This window comes from Xenorhabdus sp. PB61.4 (assembly GCF_963894935.1).
GTDB classification, from domain to species: Bacteria; Pseudomonadota; Gammaproteobacteria; order Enterobacterales; family Enterobacteriaceae; genus Xenorhabdus; species Xenorhabdus stockiae.
The window spans coordinates 1-17,784 of record NZ_CAWQJR010000223.1; the positions used below are offsets into that span (position 1 = coordinate 1).

At 38.3% G+C, this 17,784-nt stretch carries 14 protein-coding genes; 5 read left to right on the top strand and 9 right to left on the bottom strand.

Annotation, left to right across the window (positions count from 1 at the left end):
* The first annotated feature begins 185 nt into the window (after nt 1–185).
* Nucleotides 186–1,001 carry a helix-turn-helix transcriptional regulator gene (locus tag AACX68_RS19650; protein WP_228860239.1) on the top strand — a complete coding sequence of 272 codons (816 nt, stop codon included), beginning with the start codon at nt 186–188 and terminating at the stop codon, nt 999–1,001.
* Nucleotides 1,002–1,156: 155 nt separating this feature from the next.
* Here AACX68_RS19650 and AACX68_RS19655 read toward each other — a convergent pair whose 3' ends face one another.
* The 3 genes from AACX68_RS19655 to AACX68_RS19665 all read right to left on the bottom strand — a co-directional run bounded on the left by AACX68_RS19655 (nt 1,157) and on the right by AACX68_RS19665 (nt 3,905).
* Complete coding sequence (locus AACX68_RS19655) at nt 1,157–2,170, bottom strand: alpha/beta hydrolase family protein (protein WP_228860240.1); 1,014 nt, start codon at nt 2,168–2,170, stop codon at nt 1,157–1,159.
* Between the two features lie 163 nt (nt 2,171–2,333).
* Complete coding sequence (locus AACX68_RS19660) at nt 2,334–3,011, bottom strand: epoxyqueuosine reductase QueH (RefSeq protein WP_228860241.1); 678 nt, start codon at nt 3,009–3,011, stop codon at nt 2,334–2,336.
* A gap of 144 nt (nt 3,012–3,155) precedes the next feature.
* Nucleotides 3,156–3,905, bottom strand: coding sequence for an SDR family NAD(P)-dependent oxidoreductase (locus AACX68_RS19665; RefSeq protein ID WP_228860242.1), 750 nt, complete (start codon nt 3,903–3,905; stop codon nt 3,156–3,158).
* A 307-nt stretch (nt 3,906–4,212) separates the two neighbouring features.
* Here AACX68_RS19665 and AACX68_RS19670 point away from each other — a divergent pair, with 307 nt between their 5' ends.
* Nucleotides 4,213–5,817, top strand: coding sequence for an AMP-binding protein (locus AACX68_RS19670; RefSeq protein WP_228860243.1), 1,605 nt, complete (start codon nt 4,213–4,215; stop codon nt 5,815–5,817).
* Between the two features lie 28 nt (nt 5,818–5,845).
* Entirely contained in the window at nt 5,846–6,292 is a 447-nt protein-coding gene (locus tag AACX68_RS19675) for a hypothetical protein (protein WP_228860244.1), read from the top strand.
* Here the strand turns inward: AACX68_RS19675 and cobT are convergent.
* The 4 genes from cobT to AACX68_RS19695 all read right to left on the bottom strand — a co-directional run bounded on the left by cobT (nt 6,252) and on the right by AACX68_RS19695 (nt 10,317).
* Nucleotides 6,252–7,331, bottom strand: coding sequence for a nicotinate-nucleotide--dimethylbenzimidazole phosphoribosyltransferase (gene cobT / locus AACX68_RS19680; RefSeq protein WP_255705679.1), 1,080 nt, complete (start codon nt 7,329–7,331; stop codon nt 6,252–6,254). The genes AACX68_RS19675 and cobT overlap by 41 nt on opposite strands.
* Before the next feature lie 123 nt (nt 7,332–7,454).
* Nucleotides 7,455–8,219: an adenosylcobinamide-GDP ribazoletransferase gene (gene cobS, locus AACX68_RS19685; RefSeq protein WP_228860245.1), complete on the bottom strand. Its 765-nt coding sequence runs from the start codon at nt 8,217–8,219 to the stop codon at nt 7,455–7,457.
* Nucleotides 8,216–8,761 carry a bifunctional adenosylcobinamide kinase/adenosylcobinamide-phosphate guanylyltransferase gene (cobU, locus tag AACX68_RS19690; protein WP_228860246.1) on the bottom strand — a complete coding sequence of 182 codons (546 nt, stop codon included), beginning with the start codon at nt 8,759–8,761 and terminating at the stop codon, nt 8,216–8,218. Before cobU ends, cobS begins: the two co-directional genes overlap by 4 nt.
* The gene (locus tag AACX68_RS19695) at nt 8,758–10,317 is read right to left on the bottom strand and encodes a cobyric acid synthase (RefSeq protein WP_228860247.1); all 1,560 of its coding nucleotides are present in this window, start codon (nt 10,315–10,317) and stop codon (nt 8,758–8,760) included. Before AACX68_RS19695 ends, cobU begins: the two co-directional genes overlap by 4 nt.
* A gap of 186 nt (nt 10,318–10,503) precedes the next feature.
* Here AACX68_RS19695 and AACX68_RS19700 point away from each other — a divergent pair, with 186 nt between their 5' ends.
* Together AACX68_RS19700 and AACX68_RS19705 are read left to right on the top strand one after the other, a co-directional pair.
* Nucleotides 10,504–10,857 carry a tRNA-binding protein gene (locus tag AACX68_RS19700; protein WP_228860248.1) on the top strand — a complete coding sequence of 118 codons (354 nt, stop codon included), beginning with the start codon at nt 10,504–10,506 and terminating at the stop codon, nt 10,855–10,857.
* A 17-nt stretch (nt 10,858–10,874) separates the two neighbouring features.
* Nucleotides 10,875–11,276: a VOC family protein gene (locus tag AACX68_RS19705; RefSeq protein WP_099111648.1), complete on the top strand. Its 402-nt coding sequence runs from the start codon at nt 10,875–10,877 to the stop codon at nt 11,274–11,276.
* A 66-nt stretch (nt 11,277–11,342) separates the two neighbouring features.
* On the opposite strand, the gene AACX68_RS19710 is transcribed toward AACX68_RS19705, so the two are convergent.
* On the bottom strand, nt 11,343–15,722 hold the full coding sequence (locus AACX68_RS19710; RefSeq protein ID WP_228860249.1) for a hemagglutinin repeat-containing protein: 4,380 nt from the start codon (nt 15,720–15,722) through the stop codon (nt 11,343–11,345).
* Nucleotides 15,723–15,796: 74 nt separating this feature from the next.
* Complete coding sequence (locus tag AACX68_RS19715; RefSeq protein WP_228860250.1) at nt 15,797–17,479, bottom strand: ShlB/FhaC/HecB family hemolysin secretion/activation protein; 1,683 nt, start codon at nt 17,477–17,479, stop codon at nt 15,797–15,799.
* Nucleotides 17,480–17,784: the final 305 nt, after the last annotated feature.

Genomic DNA, 17,784 nt, shown 5'->3' on the forward strand with positions numbered 1-17,784 from the left:
ATATAATGGATGTTACGTATACAATTTTGATATCAGCCAATATTTTTAACTCTATACTCAATTTATCACTATCTATCCAATAGATTTCAGATTGCTTTCCAATCCCCAAGGAAACTATTTGAACAACAGAACATATCATCAATACATTTCAAATTACTCATGATAAGGAAGATTAGGAGTATTAAATGAAAAGGACGACGGGCTTAAATCAGAAGAGTATTTTTTCTCTACAATTAACCATGCCTAACTTCGATATTCTCGAACATCAACAAGGAGGGCTGTATATTTTACTTGATGGTGAAATGGTATGGAAAGACAGCAACAATACCTATCATATTAAGTCAAATGATATCCTTTTTATCCACCCCGGGAAATATGCCGCTAAAACCCATACAAGAAGTTGTCAGATATTATGGTTGCCATTGGATATGGAATTTTTCCGCCATTTTATGAAACGTTTTGGAACATTATTAATTAATATTGAACGCCATGAATCCCCTCATTATCGGTTAATTCCTTTCAATAAGTTTCCATTATTAACAGAAAGTATAAGTGGGTTATCGAAACTCCTCACGTATGATTGCCCATCAGCCCTGATCCAGTTAAGAAGCGAGGAGTTACTTTTGCTGCTCTCTCTCGGGAAACAAGGAGCATTACTCATGTCAGTTCTGCGTAAATTGAGTAATCGGCAAGTAGAACGGCTACAGACATTTATGGAAACTCACTATCTCAAAGAGTGGCGGCTGAATGATTTTGCCCGCGAGTTTGGTATGGGGTTAACTTCGTTCAAAGAACTTTTCAGTAGTGTTTATGGCACATCTCCACGAGCGTGGATCAGTGAACAGCGTATTCTTTATGCTCATCAATTATTATTAAACAGTGAAATGAGTATCGCTGATATTACACTGGAATCCGGTTTTTCCAGCCAGTCCTACTTTACCCAAAGTTATCGGAAACGTTTTGGTTATACCCCGAATCGAGCCAGATATGGTAAAGATTAATACACTCTTCGTTTTTCAAGCTGCCGCTTTGTTGACTGGACAAATTCGCTTCCGACGAATTTGTCATTCCTTTGCCACCGTGACGCAACTTGAAATCCATAAAGTGTATATTTTGCCCCATCAAAATTTAAATTATTATGATGAGGCAAAATTTATCAATCAGATTCAGGCAGATTATGCTGGAGCCACATAAAATCCTGTTCACTGAACTTTATATTCACTTTATCTCCAGTGTCATGCAAAATCTTTTCAACAATAAGGGAAGTTAACGGTGAAATAATATTAAAATGGTCACCATTATTAATGGAATAAATAGAGAGTGGGATATTTTTATCTTTTACAATTTTCTTTATTTCATCAAACTCATTCCAATAGGAATACTCTCCTTCAAAGTAGAATGTTGGTGATTTTATTGAGTTTAAAAATTTACGAGGAGAACGTACTTCAAGCTCTTCGGGGTTGTTCTGATTAAATGGCACCGTGACTGGAACGGGGGCATAATCAAGGCGTAATTTCAAATCAGGAATACCTCCCAATGAAAATACAGCCCTAAATCCTTTACTGTATTCACTGGCTAATAATGCACGTGTTCCTCCGGTACTATGCCCCGCAAGATAGATTCGACTTGGATCAACATATGGCAATTTCATAAGATACTGTCTGGCTGATTCAATATCTCGTATCTCACCGAAAAACATTTCATACTTACCAGGGTTTACATTTTCCCCCCGAAAACTCGGTATCATCAAAACTAATTCATCATGCCTGAATGCAGATGCAGATTGGTCATTGTTATAAGGTTGCTCAGACCAAAAGAAATCATCGTTGCCAATTCCACCATACCCCCCTGTTAACCAAATCACCGCAGGATATTTTTTATCTGTCTTTTCTGGTTGAGGAGTCAGGTAAGCAGCCATATTCCCGTTTTCTGCCGGATAATAGACTAATGAGAAAATATCTTTAGGAGGAATACCCGGCTCCCCATCACCGATAAAACTTTCATCTATAATATTCGTTTTAAATTTTTTGTGGATCTGCGTGTAATCGTCCTTACGTAACTCAAAACTGTAACTATCTTCATCACATGCAATAAGTAAAAAACTAAAAATAACCGGGAAAATCTTGAACCATTGATAAGACTGTTTCATAAAAATTACCTTAATATCCATTTAGTGTTCTTTTTTACCATGGTAATTTTATTTTTTAAATATCAATTATTCAGAAATTAAAACAATAGACCTGCTTACATATTGGAATGATGGCAGGCCTTTAATAAGAGATAAAATAAATCACTTCAACTGACAATTAAAATAATTCGTGATCTTCCATATCTCAATTTTTACTACTTTCTTTATTGCTATCTGCGCTATAAAAAACTGTTCCCAACTTAATTCTTTCCCGTCCCGTTGCCAGACGATGACGATTAGTATCCCGCAGAGAATAAATACAGCCGCAGTACTCCTGCTGATAGAATTCTTCACGCTTACTGATTTCAATCATGCGGGCAGAACCGCCACCTTTACGCCAGTTATATTCCCAATAGGTTAACCCCGGATAACGGGAAGCGGCACGGACACCACAATCATTAATTTGCTGCATATTTTTCCAGCGCGAGATCCCCAGCGAGCTAGTAATAACAGGGAAACCATGCTCATGAGCATATAACGCAGTCCGTTCGAAACGCATGTCAAAACACATCGTACAGCGGATGCCACGCTCAGGTTCATTTTCCATGCCTTTCGCACGCTCGAACCAGTTGTCACGATCATAGTCGGCATCAATAAAAGGAATACCCATTTGCTCTGCGAAGCGGATATTTTCCTCTTTACGCAGTTCATATTCCTTTTGTGGATGAATATTCGGGTTATAGAAAAATATTGTGAAATCTATCCCCGAAGCGAGCATTGCTTCCATCACTTCCCCTGAGCATGGGGCACAACACGAGTGCAGTAACATTTTGCTGTGGCCATTAGGGAGTGGAAGCTGCTTACGTTCATAGTTCAGTGACATAATATTTTTTACCTGACTTAGACAATAAAAAACCAGGAAGAGAACATATCCCTCCCTGTGTTTATTAGTTGCTCATCTTACCTTGTTCTTTTGCTTTACGGCAATGGAAAACAAGTAAAGCCAGATCTGAACATCTTAAGTCAATCAGTACCCTTGCACTTCCGGTAATACCTGCCCGCCATCAACCACAATTGTCTGCCCGGTGATATTTTTCGCTTCATCAGAAGCAAGGAAACAGGCGGTGTAACCAATATCTTCTGGTGATCCCAAAGCGCCCATTGGAATTACCGTTTCAATCTGTTTCAGATTATCCTCACCAAATGCCATTAAGCCTTCAGTCATAATCATACCCGGCATAATAGAATTAATTGTGATCCCTTGTTTTGCATACTCTAATGCCGCACTGCGCATAAACCCGAGCTGGCCTGCCTTACTGGCACCATAGTGGCTATAGCCCTGCATTCCTACAATCTCTCCGGTGATAGATGAAGTAATCACAATGCGCCCATACTGCTGTTTTTCCATGACATTCAATGCAGCCTGAGTCAATAAAAATGTGCCTTTCAGGTTAACGCTATAGACTAAATCCCAATCTTCAACCGTCATATCTTTAATATTGTGTTGTGGGAAAATACCCGCATTTGAACAAAGAATATCGAGTCTGCCATATTTTTCGACAATTTCATTAATCACATTTTTACATGCAGAAGGATCAGTTACATCAAGGGCGATAAAATCCACTCCAAGTTCTTCAGCTACAGGCATTCCTTTCGTTTTATCCGTACCTGAAATGATCGTAATTGCGCCCGCCCGCTTAAATACCTGAGCAATTCCTTTACCAATACCTTTTGTTCCTCCAGAAATAAATGCAACTTTTCCGGTTAAATTAAACATTTTTGTTTCCTTTCATATCAGTATATTAAGTTTTTATATTACATCACTCTTAATTTCCCAATATATTTTTATAACACTACCCTATCAATAACAATAAATATAATTAGCATATTAAAAAACAATGAAATATCACTCAAACACACAAATAAAGTACGTGATATTTTTCATAAACACTAAGATCCACTTCTAATAAAAACACTAATAACCATTTGATATAGATTGCAAATTCCCACCTCCACTATTACCTTTAATAATCAGTGAAAAATAATGACAGGCAAAAAAATCGAAAATAAAAAAGGATGGGAATATGACTCGCTATAATTCACTATTGAATGAATATGACGGCAATGCATTATCACCTATTTTATTTCTAAAAAGAGCCATATTAAGTAATGGTGATTACCCTGCGGTAATAGATGGAGAGCAATGTTGGACATGGCGACAATATGGAGAACGTTGTGAAAGAGTTGCTGTGGCACTTCAGCAAATGGGGATTGGAAAAGGCTGTGTTGTATCTGCTTTATTGCCTAATATTCATGAATTGCTGGAACTGCACTATGCTGTTCCCTTGTCTGGCGGAATACTGAATGCCTTAAGTATCAGGACAGATGCAGCTACACTGAATTTTATCTTTGAAAAAATTAATCCCACAATATTAATTATAGATAAAAACTACCTTGCATTACTGGATGGTGTTTCCTTTAAAAACCCGGTCAAAATTGTTGTCATTACTGAAAACAACACTCCTCTACCAGAATCAGCGTTGGATTTGATTAGCTATGAGTCACTGATATCTGAGTACCCTTCTGAAACCCTGAATTTTTATCCGATTGATGAACAGGAAGCCATCAGCATTAACTCGACTTCGGGAACCAGTGGCACACCTAAGTTAGTTGTATACTCACACCGTGGCGCATACCTTAATGCAATTTCGAATATCCTGGACTGGGATATGCCCAAATACCCGATTTATTTATGGACATTGCCCATGTTTCACTGCAATGGCTGGTGTTTCCCCTGGACTATTGCGGCACGGGCAGGCACTCATGTCTGTATACGCAAATTTGATGCACAGAAAGCCATACAAATTATGCTGAAGCATCAGGTGACACACTATTGTGGCGCGCCTATCGTGCATTATTCCTTAGGACGGGAAGCACAAAAGCTCGGCATCTCTTTCAACAACAATGTCTATGGGTTGATTGCCGGCGCCCCACCAACAGAGAAGATGTTTTCCCTGCTTGATGCAGCCGGTATCAGAGCTACCCACGTTTATGGTCTGACGGAAACTTATGGGCCGGTTGTTGTTTGTGAAGATAAACCTGATTGGGCCACACTGCCAAAATCAGAAACAATTTTAAAGAAGATGCGTCAGGGAATTGTTTCCAATTTACAGGGGGAAATCAGCGTTATTGATGAAAATAACGGGCTGGCAGTACCTTTTGATGGGCAATCCATTGGTGAAATTGCTATTCGGGGTAATATTGTTGCCGCTTACGGCCCTGTCGATCGAGTCACATTCGATATGACAAGTCAGTGGTTTTTTACCGGGGACTTGGCTGTTATTGACAGCGATGGTTATATTAAAATTATCGACCGGAAAAAAGATATTATTATTTCCGGAGGTGAAAATATTTCCAGTCTTGAACTGGAGAATGCGCTGTCGAGTTATCCCGGCGTTCTGGCTGTGGCGGTTGTGGCAAAACCTGATGAATACTGGGGTGAAGTTCCTCATGCGTTTATTGAAATTGATGATAATACCTCAATTACTGAGCAGGAACTGGATGATTATCTCCGAACTATTGTTGCACGCTATAAGCGCCCCAAAGGTTATACTTTTTCAGCTTTACCACGTAACGCAAGCGGAAAAATACTCAAAGAGACATTAAGAAAACTCGCTAATAATTTATAAAATAAGAGATATAAAAATGCAGAATTTTATGCAGAAGTATGATGTTACTCCCGAAGATTGTATCGTATTAAGTTTGCATCAATCCGCATGGGAGAAAGTATTATCGGGTACTAAAAAATATGAGTTCCGCCGAAGATTCAGAAGAAAAAGAACTTTTGCTTTTATTTATGTTACCGTTCCTGTCAAAGCCATAATCGGTGGTATGCTTCTTGATGATCCAATATCTGGAACTGCCAAAGAAATTTCTGATATTGCAGAAAATGCAATTCCCGGAAATGGTCAGTCTGTTTTCGATTATTTTATTGAAAAAGATTTCGGATTGGCCATTCCGATTTTGCACGTCATTGAAACTCAAAAAGTATCATTAGATTACTTACGGGATAAATATAATTTTACTGCTCCACAATTCTATTTTTCCTTACAAAAAAATCCAATTATGCTTGATGAGTTAATAACGAAAGTTCAGGAAAAGTAATCCCGCTTTCAGCCAGATATCCCATATCACAATACATAGAACAGGCTGCATCAATCAGAGACATTGCGATCGCAGCCCCACTGCCCTCACCCAAACGCAAATCTAAATGCAGATAAGGTTTCAGACCCAGATGCTGCAACGCCAGAACCGCGCCTTTTTCCGCTGATAGATGAGATGGAATACAGTAATCCCGAACAGAAGGTGCCAGCTGAACCGCCGCCAGCGCAGAGGCATAAGAGATAAAACCATCGAGCACAACCGGAACACCTGCCGCAGCAGCTCCCAGAATCACTCCGGTCATTCCCACAAGCTCAAATCCCCCTACTTTTGCCAGTACATCAAGGGGAGACTGAGTATCAGGTTTATTCACATCAATAGCCTGACGTACAACAGATTCTTTATGTTTAAGTAATCCAGCGGGCAAATTAGTCCCCAAACCCACAACATCACTGGGATCACTTCCGGTAAGTACACTGATAACAGCCGCTGCTGGTGTGGTATTCGCGATCCCCAGCTCTCCCACACCAAATACAGAGATCCCGGCAGCAAGACGTTGCTGAACTAATTGCACACTTGCCAACAATAACGTTTCTGCATATGCATAAGGCATAGCCGGGCCTTGTGCAATGTTACCACAGCCACGGGCTAATTTGAGGGACAATAAATTATCTATCGGCTCACAATCAATACCAATATCAACAGGTAACACATGAGTACCGTTACTTTTCGCTAGTGAGCAAACCCCTGTCAGCCCCAGCAACATGTTCCGGGCCTGTATGGCTGTAACATTTTTCGGAGATATCGCCACACCTTCATTATAAACACCATGATCGGCACACATAACGATAATCTCTTTTTGCAGATCCCGCAGCTTTCCAATTCCGGGCATAGCCGCAAGTTGTGCTGCCAATGTTTCCAGACGGCCCATACTGCCAACCGGCTTGACGAGTTTATCAATATGCTGCCCCGCCCGATCCATTCTTTCCCGATCCAGCGGTTTAATCTTTTCCAGTAACAGTGGTAATGACTGAAACTCCATGATGAACCTTCCGATCAAGTTTCAACATAAATATGTAAATATAAAATACACTCTAATGGATTTCTGAATGCATCGCAGTGACAAAGAAGCAACGAGAATAAAATAACATTAACTATCGGCAACCTACTTCCAGATAAGGATTAAAGCCAGTAGAAAAACCACTTCACCGACTTCAATTGCCGCTCCCAGCGTATCTCCGGTTTGCCCGCCTAAATGATAGTTAAAATAGATGGCAAGCAAAAAGATAGCGATCATCGTTACCAGCATTGCAGATAACCCCTGCCAGTCACCCAGCAGCATCACCAATACTGTCCCTGCCAATAATGTGATGACTGTTTCACGGGGCGTAATGCGACCGATATAGCTACTTCCCATTCCTTCAATTTCACGGGCATAACGTTGTTCAAACATCAAAAGCACAACAGCAGTACGTCCGACAATCGGTGCACAGGATAATAAAGCCAGCAAATGCAAAGGAGGATGATAGGCAATTTCAACAACCGCAAGTACCTTAAGCAAAATGCAGAAGATCAGCCCTAATCCGCCATATGTGCCAAGACGGCTATCTTGCATAATTTCCAGTATTCTTTCTCTATTTCGGGAAGAAAAAATACCGTCGCAAGTATCTGCCAGGCCATCTAAATGTAATCCTCCCGTCAGAAATACCAGTGCGAGCGCATAACCAACTGCACCAATATATACTCCTCCACCGGATTGAGTTATTACCAGTGCAATACAAGCTGCAATCGCACCAACAATAAGGCCAACTAAAGGGAAAATAGGTACACCATGCCCAATTTGCCGAAAATCAATCCCTTCGGCCCATTTTGCAGGGATAGGAAGCCGGGTCATAAACTGTAATGTTGCCCAAAAGAGTCTCAACTTCATTTGATTTTTACTCCAAGGCCAGAGACTACCATCCAGACTGATTTTGCTGCCTGAGCCAGTTTCTGGTTAACCCGACCGGAAATATCAATAAAATGACGGGCCAGCCGATTCTCAGGCACAATCCCCATACCCAGTTCATTCGTCACCAGACAAACGGGCATTGGGCAATTCAGGCAAGCATCGATCACATCATCTATCTGCTGGTGGATATACACCTCCAATGAGGCGAAATCCATTTCATCGGGTGATGCACCTTCTGCTTTGTCAAACAGAAGATTGGTCATTAATGTAGTCACACATTCAAGTATAATCCCCTCTTCCGCTTTACGATGCCTACGGATAACATCCCCCAAATCCTGATACCCCTCCCAGGTTCGCCAATGTAAAGGACGATCCTTCCGATGCCGTTCAATTCGAGCCAGCATCTCTTCATCAGTACCTTGAGCTGTCGCGATATACAATACTTGTTCACATTGATCTGAAATAAATCGCTCCGCATAAGCACTTTTGCCACTACGTGCTCCGCCAGTAATTAAGATCATCTGATAACTCCAGAAGAGGTAGACTCCGTGTGTTCTTTCATTAACTGATAGATACGTTCTATATCCAGATGCTCACGCATACTGGCTGCCAGGATATTAAACTGTTTCTCTTTATGGCTGGCATAGCTGAAAGCCTCATTTTCCAGCGGGTTGATGCCTTTATGCATGCGAAGCTGATTCAGTAATGGACGAGTGAAATTATTCTGGTCAAACAGGCCATGCAGGTAGCTTCCCATCACCGTCCCTTCCTGATTCATTGCGCCATCAAACCAACTCGCCTCTTCACCATTACGTAAGTACATTTTGGCAAACGGCCTTGCCTGCTCTTTCAGGCGCGTAACTCCCATATGGATCTCATAACCCACAATGGGTTGATCACCGCATAGATTCAGCATGCCAGATAGATCCGGCATCACAATTCCCCTGACCTGAGCCGTCTGTTTATCATTGGCAAATAAGGTTTCAGTATCGAGTAATCCTAACCCTTCCATCTGGTATAAACCAGATTCGACTTCATCAATAATCTGCTTTCCAAGCATCTGGTAGCCACCGCAGATCCCAATGATCGGAATCCCTGACTGGTGTGCAGCAATAATTGCGTGATCCATCCCCTGCGTTTTTAACCACCCCAAATCACCCAATGTGTTTTTACTGCCGGGTAAAATGATCAGATCGGCATTCTGAAGTTCCAAGGGATCTGCAATATAATTAAGATAAACATCAGGCTGGAGTGCTAATGCGTTAAAATCGGTGAAATTTGCAATATGCGGAAACCGGACAACAACAATATTCAGGCATCGTTCTATTTTATTTTTATCCTTTTCATATTTACCCACCTGCAAAGCAACACTGTCCTCTTCTTCCAAATCGAGTTCCAGCCACGGTAATACGCCCAGTATCGGTACTTGTGTCAGCTCTTCGATCTGTTCAATACCTGAATGCAGCAACGATATATCACCACGAAATTTATTAATAATGACCCCTTTAACCCGCGCCCTTTCTTCTGGTGCGAGTAAGGCCAGCGTGCCGTAGATAGAAGCAAAAACACCACCGCGATCAATATCTGCTACCAAAATAACGGGCGCATCAACCAGCTCAGCCATTCCCATATTGACGATATCCCGATCCCGCAGATTAATTTCCGCCGGGCTACCCGCTCCTTCCAGCACCATAATATCGGTTTCAGCCGCAAGGCCGTTATATGCACTCAGGATCTGCTGCTGAAGCTGTGGTTTATATTCGTGATATTCTACGGCATTCATATTGCACATAACTTTGCCCATAAAAATCACCTGAGCCTTACAATCACTGGAGGGTTTCAGCAAAACAGGATTCATTCGTACATCAGGAGTAATCCCTGCTGCTTCAGCCTGAAATATCTGAGCACGCCCCATTTCTTTGCCATCAGCAGTAATACCAGAATTAAGTGCCATATTTTGTGATTTAAAAGGAGTACAGTGATAACCATCCTGTAAAAAAATCCGGCAAAATCCAGCAACCAAAGCACTCTTTCCAACATCAGACGCTGTTCCTTGGATCATAAGAGACCATTTCATGGTGTTTTACTCCTCTATATTATTGTCGCCACAGAATAACGCACCAAATGACTACATGATGAACTCATATGGATAAGTATTTTTTATCTGCGTGAATCAGCTCACAAAGTCAAACAAATATTTTTATGCACTCTCTGTTACAATCACAATCAATATCATTAACCTATTATTAATAGATATACAGTTATGCAAAATTCAGAAAATTATCTCACAGATATATCTACTTTTATGGCTCTCGATATCCGCGTTGGCAAAATAATCAAAGCTGAAAAAAATGAAAAGGCCATCAAACCTGCTTATAAACTGTATATCGATTTTGGTAGCGAAATAGGTGAAAAACATAGTTCGGCACAATTGTGCCAAAACTATACGGAAGAACAATTAATCGGCAGGCAAGTTCTGGCTGTTATCAATTTTCCAGCGAGAAAAGTAGCCGGGTTTAAATCGGAAGTTTTGGTTCTGGCTGCCGTTTGTGACAATGAAGGCACTGTACTCATCCAACCAGATAAAAATGTGACCTTAGGGACACGGATGCTGTAATTTAAAATAGGAATATTATGAGAACACAAAAAAGATGCATGGGTTATGTTGCCATTGTTATTGATGATTATGATAAAGCAATTGATTACTACACCAACAAACTGGGTTTTACTCTGGTCGAAGACACCCCACAACCGGGAAAAAGATGGGTTGTTGTGACACCGAATCCTGAAAGTGACTGCAATCTATTGCTGGCAAGAGCATCTAATGAAAAGCAGGAAGCCTTTATTGGCAACCAGTGTGGAGGAAGAGTATTTTTGTTCCTGCAAACTGACGACTTCTGGCGCGATTATCATAAAATGAAAGAAAATGGCGTTCATTTTTGCGAAGAGCCACGACAAGAAGAATATGGCTTGGTTGTTGTATTTGAAGATATTTATGGCAACCGGTGGGATTTATATCAGAACGCGATTGTTTAAAGTACAAAAAAATCCACCTGTTAAACAGGTGGATTCCTATTTGATAATAAAATAACGCTCAATTTTTTATACCCCATAATCCTTCTGATTACCTAACTGTTGACCACATCCAATTACCTCAGTCACTGTTTTTTTAGGCATATTATTATCTATATTCTCGATAATTTTATCTTTTACCGTCACATTACAATTCGACATCTTCTGAGTGTATTCCTTGACTTTACCAGGAAGTATGACATTTTTCTTATTATGATAATGTCTCTCTATATATGGAATTTTTCCATGAGCAATATCAGAAATTGCACCAGGTAAACTTAATAAAAACTCAAGAGGAGATCCTGGTAATTTCACAGAAAGTTTTTCTCCTTTACTATGAGTTGTTATTTCATGATTTACTAGTTCTTTGGTATTCAATATAACCGGCTGATCGGTACTTTCAATCTTCGCTCCAGTCAGATTGGTTTTACCTGATACATCTAAATTAACTCCATTTCTAGCAGAAATTCCTGATTGGTTAGTTAAACCTGTATCATCATGTGTTTCGTAATTAAAATTAAACTTGGTTTTTATACCCAATGCAATACTTTTAATGATATTAACCACTCCCATAAAACCGGATGGTTGATTATTATTGAAGAGTGTACCACTATTAAATCCGCCTCCAGCTTCTAGATCTATTTTACTCCCATTAGCCGTATTTTGAGCCGTTTCAATATTAAGATTACCGCCTACTTTCCCTCCCATTGTATTCGCTACAATATTAGCTCCTTTAATAGTCGTATCTTTTTTACTTGTTAATGTTACGTTTTCACCAGAAATCTGGCTATTATGATTGATAACATCTCTTTCGTAACCATTACCAAATTTACCATAAGCCTTTGCCTCAATTTGAGCTAATTGAGAACCATTCATTGCTGCTCCCCCACCTAAATTAGCCCCAATTTGGAAATGACTTTTATTTATACTGTCCTGAGCAGAGGTAACTATGATACCACCTCGTTCTGCTTTAAGATTTATGTGATTGCCAGAGGTATTTGTCCCCTGCAAAGACAGATTATTTCCAGAAACCAAGTTAACTCCCTGCTTTCCATTAATATTACTACTTTTTGCTGTCACAGTAGTGTCATCATTTACAGCATATCCTGCTGCTGCACTTCCTGCCCCCATGTTAACAACTCCCGTCGGCAAATTGACGCCTACTCCAGCACCAAGACCAAGACCATATTGGATTTTAGTTTTCTTATGAGTATTATTTGCCTGATTAATACTAATATTATTCCCTGCCTGTATGGTTGTTTCTCCATCTTCTGAATTAAACGATGCCCCCTGATATTTAATATCGTGGCGCGCCTGAATATTAATATCTTTATGTGCTTTGAAATCACTGACAATAGCATCTGAATTAGATTCATAACTCCGGGATGCTTTCCCTTGCCCGTTAGCGTTAACAGTAAGATCCTGGGAGAAGAGCGCTAAGCCGGCTTGTATGCTGGCGTGACCTGATGAGTCAAAAATATCTTTTTCACTTTTATTAAATGCGGCTTCGTTAATATGGTTGTTAGCTTTTAATTCTATGCCTCCATTATCTGCCTGATACTGCGTTCCCTGATCATATACATCCTCTTTGGCATTTATTCTAATATTATTGTTGGCTTTAATTGAAGTGACATTAGCATTTGATTTAGTATTATTCTCTATGTGATTACCTCCTTTGGCGTAAACGTTAGCACCAACATTAGGTGAATGATTCTTCATACTCAAAGAGAGAGCAACGCCTCCTCCAATATTAAAATTTCCTGAAGAAGTACTATCACTACTTTCCGCCGCTCTATTTTCTATGCTATTAGCATTCGCCTCATAATTACCAGCAACATTATGCTGAGCTCCTTCTTGTTCCAGTTTATTTCGTGCGTTTAATTTCAGATCTCCTGCAATGTCTGTTTTTGAAACGACGGCTTTTTTCTTCTCATGAGATTTATTATTGCTACTATGATTAACGCCACCGCCAATGCTTATTCCCTCGCTTCCTTTAGAGAAAAATACATCAATACCGGTCGAAGAATGAGATTCTTTTTGGGCTGCCAGATTATTTGACGCAAGGAAAGAGATATTGTCGGCTGATATATTAGCATTTCCATTTCTCGTATCTATATCTGAACCCACAACTGTAACATCTTTACCTGCATTAATTGTGATATTTCCTCCATCCAATATGGATCGTTTTTGTGTTATATTCTCTTGTTCTTTATCATCACTGCTATACTTAATAGCAAAACTTTTTTTAATGGCTTTTTTATCATCCTCATTATAAGGGTTAGCTATACTTCCTGCCTCAAGCAATGAATTTTCTTTCTGCTTATTATATTTTTCTCCATAAGAGGAAATATTTATATTATCGCCCGCATGAATATTCAAATCATCAGAACTTTTTAATATACTATCAACTACATCAATATTTTTGCCACTAAATAATTTCAAATCTGCATTAGATTTAACCTGACTGTGTACTGCCTCTTCTTTTTTTTCCTTCTCCTTATTAGAGTCTTTAGTAATATTAAGAACAGTTCCATGACGCTCATCAATAACATTTTTATGATAATTAACCGCATTATCAATAAGTAAATCACCATTTTTTGATTGAAAATATCCGCCTTTTTCAGCCTCAACATTACTGCCAGTAATTTTAATACCATCATTGCCTACAAGCAATACATGTCCATCAGCTGTAATATCAGATGATTGATTTTTTTTATTTTTAATATAATTATTTTTATTTCTTCCTCCGGCAATCCCTCCCCAATAAGTTCTATTATCATCATCGATAACTTTATCACCATAAGATTGAGATGTTATCTGGGTTTTTTTACCTGCTTTTATGATAAGGTTGTTTCCGGCATGTGCCTTAGAACCTGAAATTTTAATATCATCATTGGCTTCTATACCAAGATCGTTATCAGCATTTAGTTCACTTCTAATCTGTTTTTGAGAAAAATGTCCTTTTTCTTTTAGCCCTGTATCTAGTGAACCCGACTCTAATCTGTGATATTGTTGATTATCCATTTTTTCAGTTTCTATCAAACCATCTATTATGACATTACGTTTAGATGACAATGACAGGTTATTACCTGCATCAATCTTGCTACCATCAATTCTTATATCTTCTCCAGTCGAAGTTAATTTTATATTATTACCTGCCCTTATATTATTTCCCTCCTGTTGAGTTTTATCATGAGTATTTTTTTTACTACTCTTCCATAAGAACTTCCATTGCTCTTGAAAATCCTCCGAATGTTGATTAACTGCCTGTCCGCCTAAATCAAGTTTACGGCCGGTTAAATTAATATTTTCACCATAAATATCTGTTCCTTTAATTTCATTATTTTTGTTAGCATTTAATGTAATATTTCTACCTTCTAATTTTGTTCGGTGAAGAACTTGCGACTTCTGCTCGCTACTAGCACTATTTCCGCTAAAAAAATGACTTTCTGACTTTTCCTTTTTCAAGGATACTTCATCCAAAGCACCCTGAGATGTAATATTTTCACCTTTTAAGGTGAGATCACCTCCTTTTAATCTGGCACCTTCCAGTTTTAATCCACCTTTAGACTCAACATTAATAGTATCATCAGCAGTCATCTCCCCCTGTAAATTAACACCACTCCCTTTATCTGTACTTAATAACCGGATACGACCAGCCTGCATACTGCCTAAATAATAGCTATCAAGTAAACCCACCGTTGCCTTTTTTGAATCCAATACTCGACCATCAGCAGATATTTTATTCAGACCTGTAATGATATTAATATCTTGGCTGGTACTAATTTTGCCACGGCTATCAATTTTAGGAGAAAAAAGATTTATGATAGAGTCATGAACTAGCCCTCCTTTACCAATTTTCAGGGCATTTGTATTATCGAGGGTATTAAATCCCTGTAAAGTACCTTTTTCAACTAATGGGTTTCCGACAACTAGCGATAACTGATTAGTATTAATGAACCCACACCCATCACAAGTAATACCGTTAGGGTTTGCCAATATATAATCTGCAGCCATACCAAAAATTTCCTGCTTACCCAACAGTAAAGATGGATTGCGGCTAATTACCTCATTTAGAATAATCGTTGCCGAATTACCATGTAGATTACTATTACCAGGCAATTCTCCAGCTAATTGAGATTCACCTCCATTTGTCGAATTATTAAAAACTGCCCCTTTTTCAGAAACATTAAAATCCTCATATTGGTTATGTGATAATCCAGATTCAGAAGGAGCAACAATATTAACGACATCTGCACCAGATTTAGATTGTGTAACACCTGGTCTGTGTGAGTCATCACCTCCTGCTACTATTCCATTGGAAAAACCACTTGAGCTAAAAAGCATAAAAATTGCCACTGATACAGCAAGCCGACCAGATGACGATAATTTAAACCTTTTTTCTTTCATTTAATTACTCCTATACATCTAGTTATTACTGTGTGTAAAAATATGACCAAACCGAAACAGTGGCAGTTCTGCAATTAAAAACCATAAGAAATACGCACTAATATCTGTATGGGATTATTAAGTTTCTCGTACTGCCGAGACAAAACTTTCCCACTGCCTACTTGAATATCGGCAAACAACTGTTTATAACTCAGTGAAAATCCAGTACTCATCCCTACAGCATTTATCCATTCATATTTATTTTTATGTCCAATAATTTTAGTTTGCCCTAAATCACCACCTATATTTAAAGCTAAATAACCTTGAGGAATAGCTATAGGAAGCAGATAAGATAGCGTATTTCTTAAATACCACCCATTGTCAGAACATAAAAAACTCTCGTTAAACCCTCTGATGCTATTTTTATCAGTAATACTGAAACACTCCATAGCTGGTAAAGGATCACGGCTATACTGCATGCTAATCTGACTATTGAATAAATAAGATGAATCAAATAATCTAAATTTCTTTTGCAAATTTATTGACATCAATCCTTTAATGAAATTTTTGTCCATGACTGTTTGCGTATTAAACCATGGCACACCTTTATCAATACCTATATCAATAGAAAAAAATCCGGTTGGAATAATTTGAAAATGATTTAAATTAAGAGAAACAAGGCTTATAGATTCACTATTTACTATGATTTTTTCATCATTTAAATAATTATTCCCTTTTTTATATATAAATTGTATTCTCAGTGTATCTATTTGTGTCTGATTGCGGCGAAATGCCCAGTCAGCACGAATTCCTGATTGTTGGGCATCACCATGTATATTTAACAATCTATACTTTGATTTTTTTTGATGGTGATATTTAGAACCAACATAAAATGTGCTAAATGTTGACTTTCCATATGGCAATGAATACAGGAAAATATAAGAACGATTATATTTATTTTGGCCTTTTTTCAAAGTAGAGCTTCCACTAAGGCTGACAAAATCAGATAACCCCAGCGGGCTATCAAAACTCGTGTTTACTCTTCCTACCCATTTCCCTGTATTTTTTTGCCCATAATTATCTGTTGTTAAAGAAACTTTCCACGGAGAACTATGTTTATTATTCAGAAAAACAATAGATCCCCCATTAATTGTACCAGGCAAAATATCTAGCGTTGTTTTATTTGATTGTAAACGATTTGCCTGATCTAGCCCTTGGTCAAGTTGATGTATATTCAATGGCATATTCTTTAGACCAGGAAAAAGAGTCTGACTGTTTACCCAGCGACTTCCTCCCCTAATATCTTCGATAAACCCTTCTATAACATAAATCCCTAATTTTTTCTCATAGTCAGGAGGAACCAATTTTACTCTGGCTGTAACATATCCTTTCTGGACATAAAGATTCGTAATTTCAGATGTTAATCTATTGATATTATTACTGGTAATACAGCTATTAGAAATTGGACTTAATGTTTTTAAGTCCGATGATGATAATAATGATATCCCTTGAAGATAAATACCTCTAATTGGCAGACATTTTTTATCACCTTTCAGATTTGTGAGTGATTTTTTTGTCGAATATCGCCTTGAACGGTTAACCATCTCCTGATGCCGCCTTTCTTCAATCAACCTGTTTATCTCTCTTTCGCTATTCTGTAAATTATTAATCCCTTCGTTCACTGTTGGTGAAGGCAAGTTTTCATTAAAATTTACCGGAGATGCTATCGTTAAAGGAACATATAATATTAATAATATTCCTATGTTTTTTATAATCATAAAACACCAATCATAAAATTTTCATTAACATAATGATTCAATATTTTCAGTGAGATTAATTAATATCAAATTTATCACTCACATATTGCCATATCCCTACAGTCAGAATACAAACACTTCATCAACATGGGCAAAAAACAAACATCACTAAGTTATTTCATAAAATCACATTTACAAGATATTTAATCATCATCATGTGAAATATAAAAATAAAACAAATAAATTATCTTTAGTTATATATCCAAACTAATAAACCGATATTTTTTATAGAAAATAATAAAAATAACTACTCTACTGTATTTAAC

Excerpts from the sequence above, each read along its gene's own strand:
- AACX68_RS19675 (WP_228860244.1), top strand. The coding sequence starts at position 5,846 with ATGCAGAAGTATGATGTTACTCCCGAAGATTGTATCGTATTAAGTTTG.
- AACX68_RS19705 (WP_099111648.1), top strand. The coding sequence starts at position 10,875 with ATGAGAACACAAAAAAGATGCATGGGTTATGTTGCCATTGTTATTGAT.
- AACX68_RS19710 (WP_228860249.1), bottom strand. The coding sequence starts at position 15,722 with ATGAAAGAAAAAAGGTTTAAATTATCGTCATCTGGTCGGCTTGCTGTA.
- cobU (WP_228860246.1), bottom strand. The coding sequence starts at position 8,761 with ATGATCTTAATTACTGGCGGAGCACGTAGTGGCAAAAGTGCTTATGCG.
- AACX68_RS19695 (WP_228860247.1), bottom strand. The coding sequence starts at position 10,317 with ATGAAATGGTCTCTTATGATCCAAGGAACAGCGTCTGATGTTGGAAAG.
- cobS (WP_228860245.1), bottom strand. The coding sequence starts at position 8,219 with ATGAAGTTGAGACTCTTTTGGGCAACATTACAGTTTATGACCCGGCTT.
- AACX68_RS19700 (WP_228860248.1), top strand. The coding sequence starts at position 10,504 with ATGCAAAATTCAGAAAATTATCTCACAGATATATCTACTTTTATGGCT.
- AACX68_RS19715 (WP_228860250.1), bottom strand. The coding sequence starts at position 17,479 with ATGATTATAAAAAACATAGGAATATTATTAATATTATATGTTCCTTTA.
- AACX68_RS19665 (WP_228860242.1), bottom strand. The coding sequence starts at position 3,905 with ATGTTTAATTTAACCGGAAAAGTTGCATTTATTTCTGGAGGAACAAAA.
- cobT (WP_255705679.1), bottom strand. The coding sequence starts at position 7,331 with ATGGAGTTTCAGTCATTACCACTGTTACTGGAAAAGATTAAACCGCTG.
- AACX68_RS19650 (WP_228860239.1), top strand. The coding sequence starts at position 186 with ATGAAAAGGACGACGGGCTTAAATCAGAAGAGTATTTTTTCTCTACAA.
- AACX68_RS19670 (WP_228860243.1), top strand. The coding sequence starts at position 4,213 with ATGACTCGCTATAATTCACTATTGAATGAATATGACGGCAATGCATTA.
- AACX68_RS19660 (WP_228860241.1), bottom strand. The coding sequence starts at position 3,011 with ATGTCACTGAACTATGAACGTAAGCAGCTTCCACTCCCTAATGGCCAC.
- AACX68_RS19655 (WP_228860240.1), bottom strand. The coding sequence starts at position 2,170 with ATGGATATTAAGGTAATTTTTATGAAACAGTCTTATCAATGGTTCAAG.